Annotated in this window: 22 protein-coding genes and 1 tRNA gene; 10 read left to right on the forward strand and 13 right to left on the reverse strand. The window is 69.3% G+C overall.

Going from position 1 to position 23,783, the window contains the following annotated elements; translation table 11 throughout:
- Positions 1-8 precede the first annotated feature (8 nt).
- The 4 genes from ccoO to LCC91_RS09080 form a co-directional block, all read right to left on the reverse strand.
- Positions 9-710 carry a cytochrome-c oxidase, cbb3-type subunit II gene (gene ccoO / locus LCC91_RS09065; protein ID WP_082007764.1) on the reverse strand — a complete coding sequence of 234 codons (702 nt, stop codon included), beginning with the start codon at positions 708-710 and terminating at the stop codon, positions 9-11.
- 10 nt (positions 711-720) lie between these two features.
- Positions 721-2,160: a cytochrome-c oxidase, cbb3-type subunit I gene (gene ccoN / locus LCC91_RS09070; RefSeq protein ID WP_043704027.1), complete on the reverse strand. Its 1,440-nt coding sequence runs from the start codon at positions 2,158-2,160 to the stop codon at positions 721-723.
- A gap of 70 nt (positions 2,161-2,230) precedes the next feature.
- Complete coding sequence (ccoS, locus tag LCC91_RS09075; RefSeq protein WP_043704021.1) at positions 2,231-2,368, reverse strand: cbb3-type cytochrome oxidase assembly protein CcoS; 138 nt, start codon at positions 2,366-2,368, stop codon at positions 2,231-2,233.
- A gap of 4 nt (positions 2,369-2,372) precedes the next feature.
- Positions 2,373-4,760, reverse strand: coding sequence for a heavy metal translocating P-type ATPase (locus LCC91_RS09080; RefSeq protein ID WP_043704018.1), 2,388 nt, complete (start codon positions 4,758-4,760; stop codon positions 2,373-2,375).
- Between the two features lie 145 nt (positions 4,761-4,905).
- On the opposite strand from LCC91_RS09080, the gene LCC91_RS09085 reads away from it, so the two are divergent.
- Positions 4,906-5,349 carry a universal stress protein gene (locus LCC91_RS09085; protein WP_043704016.1) on the forward strand — a complete coding sequence of 148 codons (444 nt, stop codon included), beginning with the start codon at positions 4,906-4,908 and terminating at the stop codon, positions 5,347-5,349.
- 83 nt (positions 5,350-5,432) lie between these two features.
- Here LCC91_RS09085 and LCC91_RS09090 read toward each other — a convergent pair whose 3' ends face one another.
- Both LCC91_RS09090 and lgt read right to left on the reverse strand, forming a co-directional pair.
- Positions 5,433-6,980: a malonate--CoA ligase gene (locus LCC91_RS09090; RefSeq protein ID WP_143897962.1), complete on the reverse strand. Its 1,548-nt coding sequence runs from the start codon at positions 6,978-6,980 to the stop codon at positions 5,433-5,435.
- The gene (lgt, locus tag LCC91_RS09095; RefSeq protein ID WP_043704013.1) at positions 6,977-7,777 is read right to left on the reverse strand and encodes a prolipoprotein diacylglyceryl transferase; all 801 of its coding nucleotides are present in this window, start codon (positions 7,775-7,777) and stop codon (positions 6,977-6,979) included. Before lgt ends, LCC91_RS09090 begins: the two co-directional genes overlap by 4 nt.
- A 104-nt stretch (positions 7,778-7,881) precedes the next feature.
- On the opposite strand from lgt, the gene LCC91_RS09100 reads away from it, so the two are divergent.
- Positions 7,882-8,148 (forward strand): hypothetical protein, encoded by a 267-nt coding sequence (locus tag LCC91_RS09100; protein ID WP_043704011.1) that lies wholly within the window; start codon positions 7,882-7,884, stop codon positions 8,146-8,148.
- Positions 8,149-8,161: 13 nt separating this feature from the next.
- Here the strand turns inward: LCC91_RS09100 and ilvD are convergent, their stop codons facing one another.
- On the reverse strand, positions 8,162-10,072 hold the full coding sequence (ilvD, locus tag LCC91_RS09105) for a dihydroxy-acid dehydratase (protein WP_043704227.1): 1,911 nt from the start codon (positions 10,070-10,072) through the stop codon (positions 8,162-8,164).
- Positions 10,073-10,161: 89 nt separating this feature from the next.
- Positions 10,162-10,401 (reverse strand): TIGR04438 family Trp-rich protein, encoded by a 240-nt coding sequence (locus LCC91_RS09110; protein ID WP_043704008.1) that lies wholly within the window; start codon positions 10,399-10,401, stop codon positions 10,162-10,164.
- Positions 10,402-10,595: 194 nt separating this feature from the next.
- Here LCC91_RS09110 and LCC91_RS09115 point away from each other — a divergent pair, with 194 nt between their 5' ends.
- Positions 10,596-10,901: a c-type cytochrome gene (locus LCC91_RS09115; protein ID WP_043704007.1), complete on the forward strand. Its 306-nt coding sequence runs from the start codon at positions 10,596-10,598 to the stop codon at positions 10,899-10,901.
- 121 nt (positions 10,902-11,022) lie between these two features.
- Here the strand turns inward: LCC91_RS09115 and acs are convergent, their stop codons facing one another.
- Complete coding sequence (acs, locus tag LCC91_RS09120; protein WP_043704004.1) at positions 11,023-13,017, reverse strand: acetate--CoA ligase; 1,995 nt, start codon at positions 13,015-13,017, stop codon at positions 11,023-11,025.
- Positions 13,018-13,161: 144 nt separating this feature from the next.
- On the opposite strand from acs, the gene LCC91_RS09125 reads away from it, so the two are divergent.
- Entirely contained in the window at positions 13,162-13,755 is a 594-nt protein-coding gene (locus tag LCC91_RS09125; protein WP_143897964.1) for a YqhA family protein, read from the forward strand.
- 37 nt (positions 13,756-13,792) lie between these two features.
- Positions 13,793-15,343, forward strand: a complete 1,551-nt coding sequence (locus LCC91_RS09130) for a fumarate hydratase (RefSeq protein WP_143897966.1) — start codon at positions 13,793-13,795, stop codon at positions 15,341-15,343.
- Between the two features lie 253 nt (positions 15,344-15,596).
- On the opposite strand, the gene LCC91_RS09135 is transcribed toward LCC91_RS09130, so the two are convergent.
- Positions 15,597-16,220 carry a DUF6806 family protein gene (locus tag LCC91_RS09135; RefSeq protein WP_043703993.1) on the reverse strand — a complete coding sequence of 208 codons (624 nt, stop codon included), beginning with the start codon at positions 16,218-16,220 and terminating at the stop codon, positions 15,597-15,599.
- A gap of 146 nt (positions 16,221-16,366) precedes the next feature.
- Here LCC91_RS09135 and LCC91_RS09140 point away from each other — a divergent pair, with 146 nt between their 5' ends.
- From LCC91_RS09140 to LCC91_RS09150, 3 genes are all read left to right on the forward strand, one after another.
- A complete protein-coding gene (locus LCC91_RS09140) occupies positions 16,367-16,645 on the forward strand; it encodes a type II toxin-antitoxin system RelE/ParE family toxin (RefSeq protein ID WP_043703986.1) in 279 nt (92 codons plus the stop codon).
- 11 nt (positions 16,646-16,656) lie between these two features.
- On the forward strand, positions 16,657-16,971 hold the full coding sequence (locus LCC91_RS09145; protein ID WP_043703983.1) for a HigA family addiction module antitoxin: 315 nt from the start codon (positions 16,657-16,659) through the stop codon (positions 16,969-16,971).
- An 88-nt stretch (positions 16,972-17,059) separates the two neighbouring features.
- Positions 17,060-17,146, forward strand: a tRNA-Leu gene (locus LCC91_RS09150).
- Positions 17,147-17,195: 49 nt separating this feature from the next.
- Here LCC91_RS09150 and LCC91_RS09155 read toward each other — a convergent pair.
- The gene (locus tag LCC91_RS09155) at positions 17,196-18,548 is read right to left on the reverse strand and encodes an RsmB/NOP family class I SAM-dependent RNA methyltransferase (RefSeq protein WP_052231834.1); all 1,353 of its coding nucleotides are present in this window, start codon (positions 18,546-18,548) and stop codon (positions 17,196-17,198) included.
- Positions 18,549-18,847: 299 nt separating this feature from the next.
- Here LCC91_RS09155 and LCC91_RS09160 point away from each other — a divergent pair, with 299 nt between their 5' ends.
- Both LCC91_RS09160 and LCC91_RS09165 read left to right on the forward strand, forming a co-directional pair.
- Complete coding sequence (locus LCC91_RS09160) at positions 18,848-20,464, forward strand: peptide chain release factor 3 (RefSeq protein WP_043703980.1); 1,617 nt, start codon at positions 18,848-18,850, stop codon at positions 20,462-20,464.
- A gap of 43 nt (positions 20,465-20,507) precedes the next feature.
- On the forward strand, positions 20,508-21,089 hold the full coding sequence (locus LCC91_RS09165; protein WP_043703978.1) for a YqaA family protein: 582 nt from the start codon (positions 20,508-20,510) through the stop codon (positions 21,087-21,089).
- A gap of 30 nt (positions 21,090-21,119) precedes the next feature.
- Here LCC91_RS09165 and LCC91_RS09170 read toward each other — a convergent pair whose 3' ends face one another.
- Positions 21,120-22,451 carry a PepSY-associated TM helix domain-containing protein gene (locus LCC91_RS09170; RefSeq protein WP_052231833.1) on the reverse strand — a complete coding sequence of 444 codons (1,332 nt, stop codon included), beginning with the start codon at positions 22,449-22,451 and terminating at the stop codon, positions 21,120-21,122.
- A 655-nt stretch (positions 22,452-23,106) separates the two neighbouring features.
- Positions 23,107-23,736 carry a phosphoribosylglycinamide formyltransferase gene (gene purN, locus LCC91_RS09175; protein WP_043703969.1) on the reverse strand — a complete coding sequence of 210 codons (630 nt, stop codon included), beginning with the start codon at positions 23,734-23,736 and terminating at the stop codon, positions 23,107-23,109.
- Between the last annotated feature and the right edge of the window lie 47 nt (positions 23,737-23,783).

The following is a 23,783-nucleotide window of genomic DNA, read 5'->3' on the forward strand; positions in this document are numbered from 1 at the left end:
GGGGCTCCTCACTGGGTGGTGGTGGGGGCGGGCGACGGCTCGGCCGGCGCCGCGGCGGTCTGCGCGGGCTCCTTGGCGAGCTTGTCCCACGAACGGGCGGTGCCCAGCCCCTGCAGGTAGGCGATCAGCGCCTCCAGCTCGGTCTTGCCCTGGACCTCCTCGACCGCCTTGGCGATCTCCTCGTCGGTGTAGGGCACGCCCAGCTTGCGCAGCGCCTGCATCTTGGCCGGCAGCGACTCGGCGTCCACCGTGCGGCGCTCCAGCCACGGGTAGGCCGGCATGTTGGACTCCGGCACCAGATCGCGCGGGTTGATCAAGTGGATGCGGTGCCACTCGTCCGAATAGCGGCCGCCGACGCGAGCCAGGTCCGGCCCGGTGCGCTTGGAGCCCCACTGGAACGGGTGGTCGTAGACGAACTCGCCCGCGACCGAGTACGGCCCATAGCGCAGCGTCTCGGCGTGGAACGGCCGCACCATCTGCGAGTGGCAGACGTAGCAGCCCTCGCGGATGTAGATGTCACGGCCGGCGAGCTGCAGCGCCGGATAGGGCTTGACACCCTCGATCGGCTTGGTGGTCGAGTGCTGGAAAAAGAGCGGCACGATTTCCACCAGACCGCCCACCGCCACCACCAGGGTGATGAGGACGATCATCAGGAAGTTGTTGGTCTCGATGCGCTCGTGACCGGACGGCTTGTGTTGTGCGTTCGCCATGGTCAGCTCCTCATGCGTGCGCGGGCGCGGGGATGGCCACCGGGGTCGCCTTGCCCTGGGCGACGGTCTTCCAGACGTTCCAGGCCATCACGAACATGCCACCCAGGTACAGCAGGCCACCGAGCAGACGGATCACGTAGAACGGATACGTCGCCTTGACCGATTCGACGAAGGTGTAGGTGAGCGACCCGTCGGGGTTGACGGCGCGCCACATCAGGCCCTGCATCACGCCGGCGATCCACATCGCGGCGATGTAGAGCACGATGCCGATGGTCGAAATCCAGAAGTGCAGCTCGATCGCCTTGACGCTGTACATCTTGGTCTGACCGAACAGGCGCGGGATCAGGTAGTACATCGAGCCCATCGTCACCAGCCCCACCCAGCCCAGCGCGCCGGAGTGCACGTGGCCGATGGTCCAGTCGGTGTAGTGGCTCAGGGCGTTGACAGTCTTGATCGACATCATCGGCCCTTCGAACGTGGACATGCCGTAGAACGACAGCGACACGATCAGGAAGCGCAGGATCGGGTCGTCACGCAGCTTGTGCCACGCGCCCGACAGCGTCATGATGCCGTTGATCATGCCGCCCCACGACGGCGCCAGCAGGATCAGCGAGAACACCATGCCCAGCGACTGCGCCCAGTCCGGCAGCGCGGTGTAGTGCAGGTGGTGCGGACCGGCCCACATGTAGGTGAAGATCAGCGCCCAGAAGTGCACGATGGAGAGCCGGTACGAGTACACCGGACGCTCGGCCTGCTTCGGGATGAAGTAGTACATCATCCCCAGGAAGCCTGCGGTCAGGAAGAAGCCCACCGCGTTGTGGCCGTACCACCACTGCACCATCGCGTCCTGCACGCCGGCGTAGGCCGAGTAGGACTTCCAGAAGCTGACCGGGATGGCCGCGCTGTTGACGATGTGCAGCATCGCCACCGCGATGATGAACGCACCGTAGAACCAGTTGGCCACGTAGATGTGGCGCACCTTGCGCGTGCCGATCGTGCCGAAGAACACGATGGCAAACGCCACCCACACCACGGCGATCAGGAGGTCGATGGGCCACTCCAGCTCGGCATATTCCTTGCCGCTGGTGATGCCCAGCGGCAGGGTGATGGCCGCGAGCACGATGACCGCCTGCCAGCCCCAGAACGTGAACGAGGCCAGCGCCGGCGCGAACAGGCTCGTCTGGCAGGTGCGCTGCACCACATAGTAGGCCGTGGCGAAGAGGGCCGAGCCGCCGAACGCAAAGATGACCGCGTTCGTGTGCAGCGGCCGCAGGCGGCTGTACGTCAGGTACTCGATGCCGAAGTTCAGCTCGGGCCACGCCAGCTGGGCGGCGATGATGACGCCGACCAGAAAGCCGACGATCCCCCACACCACGGTCATGATCGCGAACTGCCTCACGACCTTGTCGTTATAGACCCCCCCGGGGGAGGCCGCAGTGGTTGCAGTCATAGGACACTCCTGTTGTGAAAACACCCGGGCGCAGTATCGGGCAGGGGCCCGATCGCGCCATTGACATAGGTCAATCGTGGCGCAGGATGCGCTCGCCCTCGCGCTCGACGTTGTCGAACTGCCCCGACTGCAGCGCCCACCAGAACAGTCCGATGATGAGCAGCACAAAGACGACCGACAGCGGGATGAGGAGGTAGAGGATTTCCATGGCTTCAGACGGGGGTGGGCGCAGGCGCGGGGGCCGGCGCTTGGGACGGGACGTTCGCCGGCGCCGCCTCGCGCGCCAGCCGCATCGCATTGCCGATCACGAGCAGCGAGCTCGCCGCCATGCCCAGTCCCGCGGCCCACGGGGGCATCCAGCCCGCCAGCGCGAACGGCACGGCCAGCGCGTTGTAGCCCGCGGCCCAGGCGAGGTTTTGTCGCACGACGCGCATCGTGGCGCGCGCGCGCTCGACGACGAAGACGATGTCGGTGAGGCGGGCGCTTTGCACGACGAAGTCGGCGCGTGTCTGGGTCAGCGGCGCCCCGTGGCCCAGCGCAAACGACACGTCGGCGCGCGCGAGCACCGGGCCGTCGTTGAGCCCGTCGCCCACCATCGCGATGCGCCGGCCTTCGGCCTGCCAGCGCGTCACCTCTTCCAGCTTGCGCTCCGGGCTGGCACCGGCGACGACCGTCTCGATGCCCAGCGGCAGCGCGACGCGACGCGCCGCGGCGGGCCGGTCGCCCGACAGCAGCCGCACCTCGATCCCCAGCGCCCGCAGTTGCGCGATCGCCTGCGGCGCGTCCGCGCGCACCCCCTCGTCGAGCACGAAGGTGGCCACCCAGCCCTCGTCGTCGGCGAGATAGGCGCACGGCATGTCGGCCACGCCGCGGCCCGAAGGCACCAGCGACGCCTCGTCCAGCCCGCAGTGCGCCGCGGACCCCAGCCGCCACGTGCACCCGGCCTCGTCGCGCGCGGTCAGGCCACGCCCGGGTTCCTCCTGCACCGCCAGCGGGGCGGCGCCCACCTCGCCGGCGCGCGCCGCGATCGCGCGCGAGACCGGGTGCAGCGACGCGCGGGCCAGCCGCGCGGCGGCCTGCAGCGCCTGTTCCACACGCCAGCCCTCGCGCACGCGCACGTCGTGCACCACCACGCGGTCTTGCGTGAGCGTGCCGGTCTTGTCGAACACGACGGTGTCCACCCCGGCCAGTGCCTCGAAGGCCTGCAGCCGCCGCGTGAGGATCCCGCGCCGCGCGAGCGCCCCCGCGGCCGCGAGCATCGCCGCGGGCGTGGCCAGCGACAGCGCGCACGGGCAGGTGACGATCAGCACCGCGACGGCGGTGGCCACCGCGCGGTGCGGGTCCACCGACCACCACAGCCACGCCGACAGCGCCGCCGCCAGCAGCACCAGCGTGAGGAACGGGGCCGCGATGCGGTCCGCCAACCGCGCCAGGCGCGGCCGGTCGGTGCTGGCCTGCTCCATCAGCGCCACGATCTGCGCAAAGCGCGTGTCGCGCCCCAGCCGCTCGAGCCGCACGCGCACCGTCCCGCCCAGGTTGTGGCTGCCGGCGACGACCGCCTCGCCGTGCCGGCGCGTCACCGGGTGCGATTCGCCCGTCAGCAGCGCCTCGTCCACGGTGGCCGCGTCGCTGAGCACCGTGCCGTCGCCGGGGAAGGCCTGCCCGGCGTGCACGCGCACCACGTCACCGACCTGCAGCCGCTTGAGCGACACGCGCTCGATGCCGCCGTCCGCGCGCTCGCGCTCGACCTGCTCCGGCAGGCGGTTCATCAGCGCGTCCAGCGCGCCGGCGGTGCGGTCGCGCAGCTTGAGCTCCAGGTAGCGCCCGCCGAGCAGGAAAAAGACGAACATGGTCAGCGAGTCGAACCAGATGTCCTGCCCCCACGGGCCGTCGGGCTCGAAGGTCGCCAGGCTGCTGGCGACGAAGGTGACCAGGATGCCGATGGCCACCGGCGTGTCCATCCCGATGCGGCGCTGGCGCAGGTCGCGCCATGCGCCAGCAAAAAACGGGCCGCTCGCAAACAACATCACCGGCACGCTCAGCACCCAAGACGCCCAACGCAGCAGCTGCAAGATGTCCGGGGGAATCTGGCCGGGCGCGGTGACGTACTCGGGCCACGTGTACATCATCACCTGCATCATGCAAAAGCCGGCGACGAACAGGCGCCACAGCGCCTGACGCGTCTCGCGCACCCGCTGCTCGACCCCCAGCGCCTGCTGCATCGGCAGCAGGCGGTAACCGACCCGCCCGACGGCCTGCGCGAGGTCCGACAGGCGCGTGCGCGCCGGGTCCCAGCGCAGCGTCAGCCGCCGCGTGGCCGCGTGCACCTGCGCGTCCAGCACCCCGGGTCGCCCGACCAAAGCCGACTCCACCGCATCGGCGCAGGCGGCGCAGTACATGCCCTGCACCATCAGGACCGATTCCTGCACCGTGCCGTCGCCGTCGACGGGGTGGGTGAAATCACGCTGCTCGAGCGGGTCGTCGAGCACGCGGAAGTCGTCGTCGACCGTCAGCGGCCCGCGATGCGCCGACCACGGCGAGGCACCACCGCCGCTGGCAGGAGCGGGGTCGGCAACGGGGTCGGACGCGGGCGCGGGCATGCCCCGACGATAGCCGAAGCCCCAAGGCCACGGATTGACGAATATCAAACCCGCTGGGCGCCAGCGTGCTAGCCTGTGCCATTCCCGTGTGCCCGCCAGACCGCGGGCTGACGACGACTGCGTCTCAGATCCGAAGGAGAACCCGATGTACCAGCGCATCCTGGTCGCCACCGACGGCTCGGAACTGTCCGACCGTGCCGTGGACCACGCCATCGCCTTGGCCGATCTGACGGGCGCCGAACTCGTGGCGCTGCGGGTGGTGCCGCGTTACCCGCAAACCTACTTCGAGGGCGGCGTGGCGCTCGCGGCCGCGGAGGTGCGGCAGATCGAGAAGCAGTGGGAGGACGAGGCGCGCCAGACCGTCAACGCGGTCAAGACCCGCGCGCAGGCGCGACAGGTCAAGGTCAAGCCGCTCACGGTCAAGTCCGACCTGATCGCAGAGGCGATCATCGCCGCGGCCAAGCGCCACAAGTGCGACCTGATCGTGATGGCCTCGCACGGCCGGCGCGGGCTCAAGCGCCTGCTGCTCGGCAGCGAGACGCAGCAGGTGCTCACGCACTCGCACACGCCGGTGCTGGTGCTGCGCTGAGGGGGCCGGCCGGCTCGGCACGGGTTGAGCGCGCGGACTAACGCGGGCAGCCGTGCCGCGCCGAAATCCATCCGCTGCCCCCATCAGGCGGCGGCAAACGTGTCCCGGTAGCGCTCGCGCAGGACGTTTTTCTGCACCTTGCCCATCGCGTTGCGCGGCAGCTCGTCGACGAGGAAGCAGCGCTTGGGGATCTTGTAGTTGGCCAGCCGCTGGCGCAGCGCCGCCAGGATCGCCTCCGGGTCCGGGTGCTGCCCCGGCTGGGCGATCACCAGCGCCACCCCCACCTCGCCAAAGTCCGGGTGGGGCACACCGATCACGGCGCTTTCCGCCACCCCCGGCAGTTCGTTGATCGCCCCCTCGACCTCGGCGGGGTAGACGTTGTAGCCACCGCTGATGATCAGGTCCTTGCTGCGGCCCACCAGTGTGAGGTACCCCCGTTCGTCGAAAAAGCCCACGTCGCCGGTGCGGAACCACCCATCCGCGGTGAACTCGGCGCGGGTCTTTTCCGGCATGCGCCAGTAGCCTTGAAAAACGCTCGGGCCGCGCACCTGCACGCCGCCCACCTCGCCCGCGGAGAGCGCCCGGTCGGCGTCGTCGGCGATGCGCACCTCGACCCCCGGCAGCGGAAAGCCGACGGTCCCGCCGCGGCGCTCGGCCTGCCCGCCGTAGCGGGCGTCAGGCCCGTAGGGGTTGGAGGTCAGCATGATGGTCTCGCTCATGCCGTAGCGCTCCAGGATCGTGTGGCCGGTACGCACGGTCCACGCGCGGAAGGTCTCGATCAGCAGCGGCGCGGACCCCGAGATGAAGAGCCGCATGTGCGCGCAGCGCTCGGGCGTCAGCGCCGGTTCCGCGAGCAGCCGGGTGTAAAGCGTCGGCACGCCCATGAAAACCGTCGCGCGCGGCAGCCACTGCAGCACGGTGTGGGGGTCGAACTTCGCAGCCCACAGCATCGGGCCGCCATTGAGCAGCGCGCCGTGCACCGCGACGAACAGCCCGTGCACGTGAAAGATCGGCAGCACGTGGATCAGCACGTCGTCCGCGCGCCAGCCCCAGTAGGTGCGCAGCACCTCGGCGTTGGCGAGCAGGTTGCCATGCGTGAGCATCGCGCCTTTGCTGCGCCCGGTGGTGCCGCTGGTGTAGATGATCGACGCCAGCGCGCCCAGCCCGACCGGCACGGGGGTCTGCACGTCCGGCTGGTGCACCGCGCGGTCCAGCAACGTGCCGCTGCGGTCCGCCCCGAGCGTGTAAACGGCCCGCGCACCGGCGCGAAACCCCAGCTTGCTCACCCAACCAAAGCGATCCGGCGTGCACACGACCACGGCCGGCTCAGCGTCGCCGATGAAATACGCGACCTCCGCCGGCTGGTACGCGGTGTTGAGCGGCACGTACACCAGGCCCGCGCGCAGCGTCGCCAGGTACAGCATCAACGCCTCGACCGACTTGTCCACCTGCGCGACGACGCGCGACCCGGCGGGCAGGTCCAGCCGCTGCAGCAGGTTGGCGATCATCGCGCTGCCGCGCTCCAGGTCGCGCCAGGTGTAGACGAGGCCGTCGTCGGTCTCGATGGCCCAGGTGTCGAGATCGGCGGGAAACGCCGCGCGCAGCGCGTCGTACAGGTTGTTCACGGTCATGTCGCCTCCGCCCGGCGGCGGGCCCAGATCCACAGCGCAAGCCCGGCCACCACCATCGGCAGGCTCAGCCACTGGCCCATGCTCAGGCCCAGCGACAGCAGCCCGAGGTGCGCGTCCGGCTCACGGAAAAACTCGGCGGTAAAGCGCAGCACGCCGTAGCCGGTCAGGAACGCGGCCGACACCTCCCCGGTGCGCCGCGGCGTGCGTGCATAGGCCCACAGCAGCGCGAACAGCAGCAGCCCCTCCAGCGCAAACTGGTACAGCTGCGACGGATGGCGCGGCAACGGCCCGGCGGCCGGAAAGACCATCGCCCACGGCAGATCGGGGCTGGCCACACGCCCCCACAGCTCACCGTTGATGAAGTTGCCGATGCGCCCGGCCGCCAGCCCCGTGGGCACGCACGGGGCGATGAAGTCCATCACCTGCAGCCACGGCCGGTGCTGGCGGCGCGCCCAGATGGCCAGCGCGATCAGCACGCCGGCGAGCCCGCCGTGAAAGCTCATGCCGCCCTGCCAGACCGCGAAAATCTGCCACGGCTGGGCGAGGTAGTCGAGCGGCTTGTAAAACAGCACGTAGCCGAGGCGCCCGCCGACGATGACGCCCAGCACCCCCCAGAACAGCATGTCCTCGACGTCGCGCGGCTGCCAGCCCAGCGTGCGGTAGGGCTCATGCCGCAGCCGCCGCCGGCCCAACCACACGAACAGCGCAAAGCCGAGCAGGTACATCAGCCCGTACCAGTGCACGGCCAATGGCCCGATGCGCACGGCGACGGGGTCGAAACCCGGGTGGATCAGCATGCCGTGCCTTTCGCGCGACCCGCGCCGGTTGTGGGCGGCAAGCCCGCTGCGGTACGATCGACACCGACATGGCCCCCTTGCCGGCGGCCACTGGAGGAGCCCCGATGTCCCCGACCGATTCCCGGCCGCCGACCCGCGAGCGGCGACGCGACGACACCCTGCGCCAGATTTTCGAGGACGCCTACCGGCTGTGCGTGCCGTATCTGGACCCGCGCAACGGCATCCGCGGCGTGCCGATGGTGCACCAGGCGATCGTCATGCTGCGCGAGCACTACCCGCAGCTCGACATGCTGCAGGTGTACGTGCTGGTGCAGGCGCTGCAGCGCGCCCACACGGCCCGGCAGCGGGCGACAGCGTCCGTTTCCCACTGACGTTCCCCGCCGCTCAGCCAAGCTTGCTCAGGTCGCGCACCGCGCCCTTGTCGGCGCTCATCGCCAGCATCGCGTAGGCCTTGAGCGCGGCCGACACCTTGCGCGCGCGCGGCTGGGCTGGTTTCCACCCCAGCGCGTCCTGCTCACGGCGGCGGCGCGCGAGCTCGTCGTCGCTGACCAGCAGTTCGATCGAGCGGCGCGTGACGTCGATGCGGATGCGGTCACCCTCACGCACGAGGCCGATCGTGCCCCCGGCCGCCGCTTCGGGCGACACGTGCCCGATCGACAGCCCCGACGTACCGCCCGAGAAGCGCCCGTCGGTCAGCAGCGCGCAGACCTTGCCCAGTCCCTTGGACTTCAGGTACGACGTCGGGTAGAGCATCTCCTGCATGCCGGGGCCGCCGCGCGGTCCCTCGTAGCGGATGACCACCACGTCGCCCGGGCGGATCTGGTCGCCGAGAATCGCCTCCACCGCGGCGTCCTGGCTCTCGAAGACGCGCGCAGGCCCCTCGAACACGCGCAGCACCGAGGTCGGCACGCTGGTCGTGTCGCGCAGCGGATCGACCTCGAACATGCTCTCGTCGATGCCGGCGGTCTTGACGATGCAGCCGTCCACCGCCAGGTTGCCGTAGAGCACCGCCAAACCCCCGTCGCGGGAGTACGCGTGCTCGACGCTGCGGATGCAGCCCGCACGGCGGTCCAGGTCGAGCGACGGCCAGCGCGTGTCCTGGCTGAACGGCGTCTGGGTCGGGATCCCGGCCGGCCCGGCGCGGTAGAAGGTCTGCACCGCCTCCGACGGCTGCCGCGCCACGTCCCATTGCGCGAGCGCGTCGGCCAGCGTCGGGCTGTGCACCGTGTAGGTCCCCGTGTGCAGCAGGCCCGCGCGATCCAGCTCCCCGAGGATCCCCATCACACCACCGGCGCGGTGCACGTCCTCGATGTGGTACTTGTTGGTGTTGGGCGCGACCTTGCACAGCGTCGGCACGCGCCGCGACAGGCGGTCGATATCGGCCATCGTAAACGGCACCTGCGCTTCCTGCGCCGCGGCGAGCAGGTGCAGCACGGTGTTGGTCGAGCCGCCCATCGCGATGTCGAGCGCCATCGCGTTCTCGAAGGCCTGGAAGGTGGCGATGCTGCGCGGCAGCACGCGCTCGTCGCCTTCTTCGTAGTAGCGGCGCGCCAACTCGACGATCAGGCGCCCGGCGCGGCGAAAGAGCTGCTCGCGGTCCGCGTGCGTGGCCAGCAGCGTGCCGTTGCCCGGCAGCGACAGCCCCAGCGCCTCCGTCAGGCAGTTCATCGAATTGGCGGTGAACATCCCCGAGCACGACCCGCACGTCGGACAGGCGGAGCGCTCCACCTCGGCCACCGTGGCGTCGTCGACCGACGTGTCGGCCGCCATCACCATCGCGTCGACCAGGTCGAGCTTCTTGAGCTGCACCGTCTGCTCGCCGGGCACCGCGAGGCGCACCTTGCCCGCCTCCATCGGACCGCCCGAGACGAACACCACCGGGATGTTCAGGCGCAGCGCCGCCATCAGCATGCCCGGCGTGATCTTGTCGCAGTTGGAAATGCACACCAGCGCATCGGCACAGTGGGCGTTGACCATGTACTCGACGCTGTCGGCGATCAGCTCGCGGCTGGGCAGCGAATAGAGCATCCCGTCGTGCCCCATCGCGATGCCGTCGTCGACGGCGATGGTGTTGAACTCCTTGGCCACGCCCCCGGCAGCCTCGATCTCGCGCGCGACGAGCTGGCCCAGATCCTTCAGGTGCACGTGGCCCGGCACGAACTGCGTGAACGAGTTCGCCACCGCGATGATGGGCTTGTCGAAGTCGCCGTCCTTCATGCCGGTGGCACGCCACAGGGCGCGCGCACCGGCCATGTTGCGGCCGTGGGTCGTGGTGCGGGAACGGTACGTGGGCATGGTGTCTCGCTGGTCGTGAATCGGATCGACGCGGCCGCGCACCACGGCGGGGGCCGCCGCGCGTCGCTGCTATTGTGCCACCCGCCCCGTTACCGGGGTGGGCTGCCGGGACGCAGCCGCTGGCGCGCTTTGGCCTCGCGCGCGGCCTTGCGCGCCTCCTCGCGACGCATCGCGCGGCGCTGCGTGTAGCCCGACCAGTCCGCCCACGACCACCACAGCGCCGCCAGCGCGAACGGTGCCAGTACCCAGCCCCAGGCAAGCGACGCCACCGGCTCGATCCCGGCCCATTTGAGAATCAGCAACCCCAAACCCACTACGAGAAACGCCATGCTCCACCCTCGATTCGGCCCACTCACCCGGCCCGGCACACCGCCACCGGATGACCCCGCAATCCAACCCATATGTTATGGTATCGATTGCAACAAGCTGTAAACGCCCGCGACGCGCGAGCGACGGCCTCGCTAGAATCGTCGCACGGTTCTACCGGATCCCGTCACCACCAACGCACAGAGGACTCGACACCATGAAACGCGCACTGCTCATCCTGGCCGCCACCGCCGCCGTCGCCGGCCCCGCGATGGCCGACGAAGCTCTGGCCAAGGCCAAGAACTGCATGGCCTGCCACGCGGTGGACAAGAAGCTCGTGGGCCCCGCCTACAAGGACATCGCCAAGAAGTACGCCGGCGACGCCAAGGCCGCCGACATGCTCGCCAACAAGATCCAGAAGGGCGGTGCGGGCGTGTGGGGCGCGGTGCCGATGCCGGCCAACCCGCAGGTCAACGAGGCGGAAGCGAAGAAGCTGGCCGCCTGGGTGCTGAGCCTGAAGTGAGGCCGACGGCGGGGGACATCCCCGCCCGCCCGGGCCGCGCGCGGATCGCGCGGCCAACAAAGAAAGAAGCCCGCCGACCGGCGGGCTTCTTTTTGATGCGCCCGGAGGCCGGACACACGCGTCAGTTGTTGCGCGCCAGTTGCTCGAGGATGTGCGGGTTCTCGAGCGTCGAGACGTCCTGGGTGATGGCCTCGCCCCTGGCGATCGCACGCAGCAGCCGGCGCATGATCTTGCCCGAACGCGTCTTGGGCAGGTTTTCGCCGAAACGGATGTCCTTGGGCTTGGCGATCGGCCCGATTTCCTTGGCCACCCAGTTGCGCAGCTCGTTGGCGATCTGCTTGGCCTCCTCGCCCTGCGGCAGCGGGCGCTTGAGCACGACGAAGGCGACGATCGCCTCGCCGGTCAGGTCGTCCGGGCGGCCCACGACCGCGGCCTCGGCGACGAGGTCGGTCTTGGCGACGAGCGCCGACTCGATCTCCATCGTGCCCATGCGGTGACCCGAGACGTTGAGCACGTCGTCGATGCGGCCCGTGATGCGGAAGTAGCCGCGGTCCTCGGAGCGCACGGCGCCGTCACCGGCCAGGTAGTAACCCTTGAGCTCTTCAGGGAAGTAGCTCTTCTTGAAGCGCTCGGGATCGCCCCAGATGGTGCGGATCATCGACGGCCACGGCTTCTTGACGACCAGGATGCCACCCTGCCCGTTGGGCATGTCGTTGCCCTGCTCGTCGACGATCGCCGCGAAAATGCCCGGCAGCGGCAGCGTGCACGAGCCCGGCACCAGCGGTGTCGCGCCCGGCAGCGGCGTGATCATGTGGCCGCCGGTCTCGGTCTGCCAGAAGGTGTCGACGATCGGGCAGCGCTCGCCACCGACGTGCTTGTAGTACCACATCCACGCCTCGGGGTTGATCGGCTCGCCCACCGAACCGAGGATGCGCAGCGTCGAGAGGTTCCAGTTCTTCGGGTGCACCTTCTCGTCGGTGTCGCTGGCCTTGATGAGCGAGCGGATTGCGGTCGGCGCCGTGTAGAAGATGGTGCAGCCGTGGCGCTCGATCATCTGCCAGAAACGCCCGGCGTTCGGGTAGGTCGGCACGCCCTCGAAGACGATCTGCGTGGCCCCGGCCGCCAGCGGCCCGTAGGCGACATACGTGTGGCCCGTGATCCAGCCGATGTCGGCCGTGCACCAGAAGACGTCGCTGTCCTTCAGGTCGAAGGTCCACAGCATCGTCTGCTTGGCCCACAGCAGGTAGCCGCCGGTGCTGTGCTGCACGCCCTTGGGCTTGCCGGTCGAGCCGGAGGTATAGAGGATGAAGAGCGGGTGCTCGGCGCCGACGACCTCGGGCGGGCACTCGTCGCTCTGGCCCGCGAGCAGCTCGTGCATCCACACGTCGCGCCCGGCGACCATGTTGCACGCCGTGGCCGTGCGCTGGAAGACGACGACGTGGCGCACCGACTCGCAGCCGCCCATGCCGATCGCCTCGTCGACGATGGATTTGAGCGGCAGCTCCTTGCCGCCGCGCATCTGGAAGTTGGCGGTGATGACGGCCACCGCGCCGGCGTCCTGGATGCGGTCCTTGAGCGCGCCGGCGGAAAAGCCCCCGAACACCACGCTGTGCGTGGCCCCGATGCGCGCGCACGCCTGCATCGCGACGATGCCCTCGATCGTCATCGGCATGTAGATGACGACGCGGTCACCCTTTTTCACACCGAGCGACTTGAGCGCGTTGGCGAAACGGCTCACGCGCGCGAGCACCTCCTTGTACGTGACCCGCGTGACGGCCCCGTCGTCGGCCTCGAAGATGATCGCGGTCTTGTTCTCGACCGGGGTCCCCATGTGGCGGTCCAGGCAGTTGTACGACGCGTTGAGCTCGCCGTCCTGGAACCACTTGTAAAACGGCTTGTTCGACTCATCCAGCACCTGCGTGAACGGCTTGTGCCAGTGCAGCAGTTCGCGCGCCCGGCGCGCCCAGAAGCCTTCGAAGTCGGCCTCGGCCTCGGCGCACAGGGCGCGGTAGGCGTCCATGCCGGACACGCGCGCCTGCGCCACCAGCGCCGGATGGGGCTCGAAAACGCGGTTTTCCACCAGCATCGAACTGATGGCAGCGGATGTTTCAGCCATGTCGGGGTCTCCTCAGGACGATAGGGATTCGCGATGACGACAGCCAGCGACTGTGCAGCGGGTCTCTGACGAGGTTCTTACGGGCCGGTTCGGCGACGCGCCACTACAATTGGCGCGCCTTGGACCGACGCCAACCGCGCACGCATGAACCCGATCCCGAAGCCGATCCCGCCGCTGCCGAAACTGATCTTCGCCAGCCGCTGGCTGCAACTGCCACTGTACATCGGTCTGATCGTCGCGCAAGCGGTGTACGTCTACCACTTCTGGGTGGAGCTGGTGCACCTGATCGAGGCGGCGTTCGGCAACACGGCGGCGCTCGACAAGCTCGTCACCAGCATCGGCTATGTCGCCGACAAGCCGCTGGAGGGCCTCAACGAGACCATCATCATGCTGGTGGTGCTGGCGTTGATCGACGTGGTCATGATCAGCAACCTGCTCATCATGGTCATCGTCGGCGGCTACGAGACCTTCGTCAGCCGTCTGCGGCTGGAAGGCCACCCGGACCAGCCCGAGTGGCTCAACCACGTCAACGCCGGTGTGCTCAAGGTCAAGCTGGCCACCGCCATCATCGGCATCAGCTCCATTCACTTGCTCAAAACCTTCATCAATGCGGCCAACTATACCGAGAAGGTGCTGCTGTGGCAAACCGTCATCCACGGCATCTTCTTGTTGAGCGCGTTGGCCGTCGCATTGACGGAGCGCCTGATCCATCACCCTGCGGACGACGACCCTCACTGAGCACCGTCCAACGCCCGCCCTCCCCGGAGTTTCGACCATGACCGCCATTCGCCAGGAAGACCTGATCCAGTCGATTGCCGACGCGTTTCAGTACATCAGCTACTACCACCCGGTGGACTACATCCAGGCACTGGGCCGGGCCTACGAGCGCGAACAAAGCCCGGCGGCCAAGGATGCCATCGCGCAGATTCTGACCAACTCGCGCCTGAGCGCCGAGGGGCACCGCCCGATCTGTCAGGACACCGGCATCGCCGTGGTGTTTTTGAAAGTGGGCATGAACGTGACCTGGCCCGACGCCACGATGAGCGTGCAGGAGATGGTCAACGAGGGCGTGCGACGCGCCTACACCCACCCCGACAACCCGCTGCGGGCCTCGGTGCTGGCCGACCCGGCCGGTGCGCGCCGCAATACCCGCGACAACACCCCGGCCGTGGTGCACTACGAAATCGTGCCCGGCGATGGCATCGAAGTCATTTGCGCGGCCAAGGGCGGCGGCTCGGAAAACAAGTCGAAGATGGTGATGCTCAACCCGTCCGACTCCATCGTGGACTGGGTGCTGAAGACCGTGCCCACGATGGGTGCGGGCTGGTGCCCGCCGGGGATTTTGGGCATCGGCATCGGCGGCACGCCGGAAAAAGCCATGCTGCTGGCCAAAGAGGCGCTGATGGCGCCGGTGGACATCCACGAGTTGATCGACAAGAAGCGCGCGGGCGCGCCGCTCACCAGCGTCGAGGCGCTGCGGCTGGAGCTGTACGAGAAGGTCAACGCGCTGGGCATCGGCGCACAGGGGCTCGGCGGGCTGACCACGGTCGTGGACGTCAAGATCCTGGACTACCCGACGCACGCGGCGTCGCTGCCGGTGGCGATGATCCCCAACTGCGCGGCCACGCGGCACGTGCATTTTCACCTGGATGGCAGCGGGCCCGCGCGGCTGGAGCCGCCGCGCGTGGAGGACTGGCCCGCCGTCACGTGGACGCCGGATACCCAGAGCGCCACGCGCGTCAACCTCGACACGCTGACCAAGGAGGAAGTCGCCACCTGGAAAGTGGGGCAAAAGCTCCTGCTCAACGGCAAGATGCTCACGGGCCGCGACGCGGCACACAAGCGCATCCAGGACATGCTCGCCCGGGGCGAAAAGCTGCCCGTGGACTTCACGAACCGTGTCATCTACTACGTCGGCCCGGTCGATCCGGTGCGCGACGAGGTGGTGGGCCCCGCGGGGCCGACGACCGCCACGCGCATGGACAAGTTCACGCGCATGATGCTGGAAAAAACCGGGCTGATCGCGATGATCGGCAAGTCCGAACGCGGACCGGTGGCGATCGAGGCGATCCGCGACAACCGCAGCGCCTACCTGATGGCGGTGGGCGGCGCGGCTTATTTGGTGGCCAAGGCGATCCGCTCCGCGCGCGTGGTCGCCTTCGAAGATCTCGGGATGGAAGCCATCTACGAGTTCGAGGTGCGCGACATGCCGGTCACCGTCGCGGTCGACGCCAACGGCACCAGCGTGCACGAAACCGGCCCGGCCGAGTGGCGCCAGCGCATCGCCAGCGGCGAATTCAAAGGCATTGCGGTGACGGCCGCCTGAGCGGCTCCCCGCTTTGGCGCCGGCACGATTTTGTTTTGCGTCGCCCGCGTCCATCGCACGAGCGGGGCGCGGGGCGGGGCCACAAAACGCTTTCGTGCCGGATCAACATGCGGGTGGGCGTGCGCCACCCATCGCTCGCACAGCCGGCGTTACGGTGGCCCCTCGAATCGGCCTCTGAAACGGCCTCTGTCGCACCGGGGGCCGCCTCCCCGCCTCGGAGGTCGGCGGAGGCGCGCGTCGGCGGAGGCGCGCGTCAGTGCAGGTGGCGCGGCTTGCGCGGCCCGCCGTGACCGCCGCCCGACCCCGTGCCGCGCGGCGGGCGGCCGAGCTGCAGCGAGTTGACCATCGCGTCGAAGCGGTTGGCAAACAGCTGGTCGATCGCCTGCACCACGCCCCCGAGCTCCGACGGGTCGAAGTGGCGCTCCATCAGCTGCGTCACGTCCTGCACGAGCAGGTCGCGTTGCACCTGCATGATCGCCGCCGGGGTCGGTCCGACAAAGCACATCAGGAAGTCGTCGCGCGCCTCGGTGTCCGGCGGCGCTTCGTCCTCGTCGAACTCCAGGTCGTAAAACGAGACTTCGATCGCCGCGCCGCTGGCGGCGATTTCGTTGAGGCCCATGCAGGCCTCTTCGATCGCGAGGCGAAAGTCGTCGTCGCCCTCGATCGTCCAGCACATCTGCAGCACGTGCTCGCGCGGGTCGAAGCGGATGCCGGGCTCCTCCTCGTACGCGCTGGCCGCGGCGTCGACGAGCGAGCGCGCCCCCACGTAGCGCCACAGCGGCCGCAGCGCCTCCTGGATCTGGGCGTAGTCCACGTCCTCGCGCAACGGCACGTCCCCGTGCACGTGGATCTCGAACGGAGGATTGTCTTGGCTCATGGTGGCCGCCTGTACCTGTCAAAAGGCGCATTGTACGACCGGGGGGTCCGACCGGGGGGTCGCGGCACCGGATGAACCGCCGATCGGTGCCTGGCCACCCCACCGTACCGTGACACGTATAACGCCACGCGGTATAAAATGCGCCGGTGATCCGGTCGTTTCGTTGCAAAGAGACGCAAGCCCTCTTCGAGGGGAAGGGATCGGCACGATTCGCCAACATCCGGACGGAGGCGGAACGCAAGCTGGCGATGCTGCACCGGTCGACGCGACTCGACGACCTGCGAATACCCCCCAACAACCGGCTGGAAGCTTTGAAGGGAGACCGCGCTGGGCAGTTCAGCATCCGCATCAATGACCAGTGGCGTCTCTGCTTCCGGTACGACGGCACGGACGCCCATGACGTCGAAATCGTGGACTATCACTGACAGGAGCCGACATGGACACGATACGTCCCGGCATGCGCCCCATCCACCCCGGTGAGGTGCTGCGGGAAGAGTTTTTGCAGCCTATGGGGCTGAGCGCCCACGCACTCGCGCTCGCGTTGGGCGTGCCGGCTACGCGCATCCACGACATCGTGCGCGAGCGCAGGGCCGTCACCGCGGATACCGCCTTGCGTTTGGCCGCTTATTTCGGCAACAGCCCGGAGTTTTGGATGGGTCTGCAGGCGGATTACGACATGGCCGTTGCCCGCGCCACGCTGGCGGAGACACTGGAACGCATCCGGCGCCTCGCGGGGACGGCAGCGGCCTGAGAGGCGGGTGTAACCAGCGGCCACAAGGTGCCATCGCCGGGCGTCGCGAACACACGACTAGAATCCACCGCTCGGCGTCGCGCGCCACGCGAGTGTGATGGAATCGGTAGACATACAGGACTTAAAATCCTGAGGCCGCAAGGTCGTGCGGGTTCGAGTCCCGCCACTCGCACCAGTGAAAAGTCGATGCCGAGGCCAGGTCAGGGTGAAACCTGGCAAGAGGGTCAGCGCCGACGCCACGCGGCCGCGAAGAAACCGTCCGTGCCGTGCCGATGCGGCCACAGCCGCAGATAGCCCCGTTCCACCAAGGTCTCGGGGTCACGGACCCGGGCGTCGGCCAGCAACACCGCCGCGTCGAGCGGCTCAAACAAGTCGCCCATCGCCACGTCGAAAGCAGAGGCGACGGCTTCGTTTTCCTCGGCGAGCAGGCTGCACGTCGCGTACACCAGCCGCCCGCCCGGGCGCACGAGGCGTGCCGCCGCGCGCAGGATGCGCTGCTGCAACACCGCCATGTCGGCCACCGTCGCGGGGGTGTGGCGCCACATCAGCTCCGGGTGGCGGCGCAGCGTTCCCAGCCCACTGCATGGCGCATCGACCAGCACGCGGTCGATCTTGCCCGCCAGCCGCGCGAGCCGAGGGTCGTCTTCCCCGACGAGCACCATCGGCTGCACCTGCGTCAGACCGGCGCGCCGGGCACGCTCGGGCAGGGTCTCCAGCCGCCGGGCCGCCGTGTCGAAGGCGTACAGCCGGCCGCTGTCGCGCATGTCGGCACCCAGCGCGAGCGTCTTGCCGCCGGCACCGGCGCAGAAGTCCACGATGGTTTCCCCGCGGCGCGCACCGACCAGCGCCGCGATCAGTTGCGAGCCCTCGTCCTGCACCTCGATCGCGCCGCGCCTGAACGCCTCCAGCCCCTGCAATGGTGTGCGCTGCGGCAGCCGAATACCCCACGGCGCGTGCGCCGTCGGCACCGCCGGCAGGCCCGCGCCCTGCAACTCCGCGAGCACCGCGTCGCGCTTGGCCCGCAGCGCGTTGACGCGCAAGTCCAGGGGCGCCGGTCGCCGCAGGGCGGCCGCGAGTTCGGCCACCTCGTCCCCGACTGCGGCGCGCCAGCGATCGATCAGCCACGACGGCCCCCCCCACTGCACCGTCAGCGGGGCGCACGACAGGTCCACCGTGGCGGCCTGCGCCTGCCACACGGCCACCGCCTCGGCCGCGGCGGGGTCGCGCTCGGCCAGGACGGGCAGCGCCGCCGCGGGCCACGCGAGCCGCACGACCGCCTCGCACCACGCGCGGTCCGCACGGCAGCGCGCGATGTCCGGCTCGCCGGTGAGCGTCTGCCCGAGCCGCTGCGCGGCCAGCCAGTGCCAGCGCGGCAGGTCGCGCAGCGCCGCAAAGAGCGCGTCCCCGATCGCCTCGCGCAGGCGCGGGCCAAAGCGCTGCGGCCCCCGCAGCGTGCGCGCCAGCAGCGTATCGGGCGGCTGGCGAAAGTGCAGCGTCTCCTGCAACACATCGGCGGTCACGGCCAGCGGCGACACCGCGGCGGCGGAGCGGGGAACGGGGCGATCGAGACGGGCCATGGCGGGATTGTCGCCGAGCCCATTGGACGATGGGCATCCACGCCTATTGATCCGGCACGAAGAAGTTTTGCCGCCCCCGCAGCGTTCTGTGCTTGTGAAGAAAGCTGGGGACTCTGGATAAAACCGTGCCGGAGCAATAGGGGGGGCAGCCGCTCATCGCGGCTACCGCGCAGGGGCCGATGGGCGGCGAGCCCCGACCTCCCCCGCCCGTGTGCACGCACGGGCGGGGCGTCCGTTGCGGTACGCATCGGCCCGTATCAAAACGAACACCGCACGACGGTACGGGATAATCGCGCCCCATGCCAGACATCGCTACCGAAGTGCGCCGCCGGCGCACTTTTGCCATCATCTCCCACCCCGACGCGGGCAAAACGACGCTCACCGAAAAGCTGCTGCTCTTTTCCGGTGCGATCCATATTGCCGGCAGCGTCAAGGCGCGCAAGGCCGCGCGCCACGCCACCAGCGACTGGATGGAGATCGAAAAGCAGCGCGGCATCTCGGTGGCCAGCTCGGTCATGCAGATGGAGTACCGCGACTGCGTGATCAACCTGCTCGACACGCCGGGCCACCAGGACTTCTCGGAAGACACCTACCGCGTGCTGACCGCCGTGGATGCGGCGCTGATGGTCATCGACGCAGGCAACGGCGTCGAGCCGCAGACGCGGCGGCTGCTGCAGGTGTGCCGGGCGCGCAACACGCCGATCCTCACCTTCATCAACAAGATGGACCGCGAGGTCAAGGCACCGCTCGATTTGCTCGACGAGATCGAGCGCGAACTCGGGATGACGGTGGTGCCGTTCACCTGGCCGATCGGTATGGGCAAGCTGTTCCACGGCGTGTGGGACCGGCGCGCGGACCAGATGCGCGTCTTTGCGCCGGGCGAGGACCGCCGCGGCGGGAACGAGGAGATCCTGCTCGGGCGCGACAACCCGGCGATCGCCGAGCGCTTCGGGCTGGAGTGGCAGCAGGCGCGCGACGAACTGGAGCTGGTGGAGGGGGCCACACCGCCGTTCGACCACGCGGCGTTTTTGGCCGGGACGCAGACACCGATGTTCTTCGGCTCGGCGATCAACAATTTCGGCGTCAAGGAAGTGCTCGACGCCCTGGTCGAGCTCGCCCCCCCGCCGGGGCCGAAGCCCGCGCTGCAGCGCACGGTCGAGCCGACCGAACCCAAGTTCAGCGGCGTGGTGTTCAAGATCCAGGCCAACATGGACCCGGCGCACCGCGACCGCATCGCCTTCGTGCGCGTGGCCAGCGGCCGCTTCGAGCGCGGCATGAAGCTGCGCATCACCCGCACCGGCAAGGAAATTAAGCCCAACACCGTGGTGTCGTTCCTCTCGCAGCGGCGCGAGCTGCTGGAAGAAGCCTACGCGGGCGACATCATCGGTATCCCGAACCACGGCCTGCTGCAACTGGGCGACACGCTGACCGAGGGCGAGGCCCTACAGTTCACAGGCTTGCCGTTTTTCGCGCCGGAAATCATCCGCAGCGTCGAGGTGGCCGACCCCTTGCGCACCAAGCAGCTCAAGGCCGGCCTGCAGCAGCTGGGCGAGGAAGGCGCGATCCAGGTCTTCCGGCCGATGGTGGGCTCGGTCCTGCTGCTGGGGGCCGTGGGGCAGCTGCAGTTCGAGGTGGTGCAGCACCGGCTGGAGACGGAGTACGGCGTCAAGGCACGCATCAGCGGCAGCCCCTACCACGTGGTGCGCTGGGTCACCTGCCCGCCGGAAAACGGCGGCGAGGCGGAACTGAAGCGCTTCATCGACGCCAACGTACACCGCATGGCCTGGGACGCGGTGGACGCCCCGGCGATCCTGCTGGACCACGCGGCAACGCTGCGCGCGGTGGAGGGCAACTGGCCCAAGATTCGCTTTCACACGATGCGCGAGCACGCCGGACTGGTGTTCCACGGCGCATGACGCGGCGTGCAACCTGATCAAACCGCCCCCCCCGAGAATCGCGATGAAACTGTTCGAGCCGCTTTACGACCGGGCGCTGCGCTGGGCGCAGCACCGGCACGCGCCGCGCTATCTGGGGGCGCTGAGTTTCGCCGAGTCGTCGTTCTTCCCAGTGCCGCCGGACGTGATGCTCGCGCCGATGGCGCTGGCGCGGCCGGAGCGCGCCTGGGCGCTGGCGTGGCTGACGACGTGGACGTCGGTGGCGGGCGGGCTGCTCGGCTACGCCATCGGGTGGCTGGCGTTCGCCAGCGTCGAGCCGTGGCTGCGCGCCAGCCACTACTGGGCCGCGTACCAGCAGGCAGTGGCGTGGTTTGGTGAGTGGGGCGTGTTGGCCATCTTCATCGCCGGATTCTCGCCCATCCCGTACAAGGTATTCACGATCGCCGCCGGGACGCTGGCGATGCCGCTGCTGCCGTTCACCGCCGCCTCACTGGTCGGGCGGGGGGCGCGCTTCTTTCTGGTGGCGGCGCTGATGCGCTGGGGTGGCGCGCGCATGCAGGCGCAACTGCGCCGCCACATCGACCGCATCGGCTGGGCCACCGTCGCGCTGGTGGCCGCAGGCGCGGCGGTGTACGCGCTGCGTTGACCCCTTATGCGGCGGGATCAACGCCGTGCATCAGACGGAGCCAGAGACCGACGTTGTGGCCGCGCGGCGCTGGCGGGCGCGCCACCACGGCACCACCGCATCGGCTAATGCCATGAGGGCCAAAGACACCCCCAGCACCGGCAGCGCCCACCCCAGCAGCACGCACACCGCCAGTACCACCACACGCGCCCGCCACGGCGCGCGTCGCCAAGCGTGCCACACGGTGGGCTCATCCCAAAAGCGGCTTCGCCGACGCCACCACATGCGCCAGCCCCATCCCATCAATAACAACAATCCCAGCCCCACCACCGTCAGCGCCAATTGGTTGGGCCAACCGAACATCACGCCCATGTGCAGATCCACGGCCCAGCGTGTCAGCTTGGCCGCCAGTGGAAAATCGGCAAACCGCAACACATGCACCACCTCGAGCGTGCGCGGATCGATGGCCACCGCATCCACCTGCGTGGGCCAACGCCGGTCGACCTCCACCACCGACCACGCCTTGTCGGCAGCAGGAGGGAGGCGGATTTCCACGCGTTGAGCGTCGATGCCAGCGGCCTGTGCGGCCGCCCAAACCGAGTCCCACGTCGCCACGGGTTGCACCGCGGGAGCGACCTCGGGCAGCTGTAGCGGCAATTGGGGGGTTCCCCACCCCAGCGCGCGCCGCCACTGGCCGATGTTGTCCCCCGCCCAGCGGGACCACGTCAAGCCGGAAGCAGACAAAAACAGCAACCCCAGCAGTAAGGCCAGCCCCCAGCGCACGTGGCGCACGCGCACCGACGGCGCGGTTGCCGTTCGGCGCTGCCGCCACCACAGATACATGCCCCCCAGCGCCGCGACCCACAGCCACGATGCGGCCAGCTCGCTGTAGGCGCGCCCGGTCTCGCCCGCCAGCAACTGGCGGTGCAGCAAGCTGCTCACCGAGCGCAGCGGCAGCGCACCGCTGGTGCCGTACACCACGGCGGCACCCAGCACGTCGGCCGTCGCCGGGTTGACAAATATCGCCCAACGCTCACCCTCTCCCAACCCCGGCGCGCTAAAGAGCACGCGCGTGCTCGCCTGCGGCTCCAACGCCGGACGCACCGCCACGAGCCGCCATTCCGGCCGCGCATACGCTGTCGCCGCGACCACCTGCTGCTGTAGCGGCACGTGGGCGGCAGCGGCTGGGGCCACGCGCAGCCAATCGCGGTAATACCAAGCCTCGATCTGAGGGGTCCACACATACCACAACCCCGTCACGGCGGCGACCAACAAAAACGGGGCGACGGCCACACCGATCCACGTGTGCAAGCGCCGCACCAGCCACACCGACCAGCCCGCCGCGACATGACTGCCTCGGGCATCGAAAGCAACTTTAGACATACCTCACGCTTTCCTTGTGTTTTGCGAGGGCCACGGCCGATTGGCGCGCTGCCACACCCGCCGCTGCTGGCGTGCACGCCTGGGCGCGCGCATGCGCGCCGTGGCCGCCAGCGGCCGCTGGCCGCGGCCACTCTGCCAACGAGAATGAAGAACGACACGGGAAGAATCACGCGGCGTGAGTGCGGGCGAGACCCGCGCTCACGCCACAGCCCCACCGCCAGGATCAAGGGAGACCCTGCACGGTGAGCGTTTACCCCCTCGGCGGAGCACGGGAGTAGGGGCGCTGCCAAGACGTGGCTTGCCCCGCGATGGACCCCGGGTCGTGCGGCAATTCGTCGCGCCGCGCTCGCTCCACGGCCGCGCTTGCCGCTGGGGCCAGCAACCACGCCAACGCCGACACCACGCACCATGCGCACGTCAGCATCTGTGCCGCATGCTCGCCGGAAGCACCACGGGAGGTATCGGCGTTTGCTTCGTCCACAGCGCGGCAGAGCCAGCCCGACTCCACCCCGAAGCCTTGCGCCGCCATCTCCGCGCGCGCCCACATGCTGCCCACCGCCGCCCAGGCGGTGGCGCACACCAGCAGCCACGACAGCCACCGGATGCGCAGCGATACGGAGCGCGACGCCATGGTGCCCGACGAACGATTGATGCCCTAGCCCTCTGCAGCGCACGCCGCGGCGAGCAGTCGCTCGATCGCCCGCGGGTAAATCAGGTGCTCCTGCGTGAGCACGCGGGCCGCCAGCGTCTCGGGCGTATCGCCCGGCAGGATGGGCACGACGGCCTGTTCCAGGTATTCACCGTGGTCCAGCTCCGCCGTGACGCGGTGCACCGTGGCGCCAGCGAAGCGGCAGCCCGCCTCGATCGCGCGGCGGTGCGTGTGCAGCCCCGGAAACGCCGGCAGCAACGACGGGTGGATGTTCAAGATGCGCCCTTCGTAGCGCTGCACGAAGCCGGCGGTGAGGATGCGCATGAACCCGGCGAGGACGACCAGACCGCGGCCCTGCGGGTCGTGCTGGTCGATCGCCGCCGCGAGCGCTGCGTCGAACGCCTCGCGGCTGGGGTAGGCGGTGTGATCCACCACCGCGGTGGCGATGCCCTCCTGCGCCGCCCACGCGAGGCCCTTGGCGTCGGGCCGGTTGCTGATCACGGCCGCGACCGCCGCGCCGTAGCGCTCGCGCCAGCGCCCGCGCGCGGCGGCGCGCACGATGGCCTGCATGTTGGAGCCGGTGCCCGAGATCAGGATCACCAGCGGACGAAGGACGGCAGGGTCGCGGACGTGCATGGCCCGACAGTGTAGCGGCGCGTCACCCCGGGCTGTCACGCCGCCGA

Source organism: Tepidimonas taiwanensis, assembly GCF_020162115.1.
Taxonomy (GTDB): Bacteria; Pseudomonadota; Gammaproteobacteria; order Burkholderiales; family Burkholderiaceae_C; genus Tepidimonas; species Tepidimonas taiwanensis.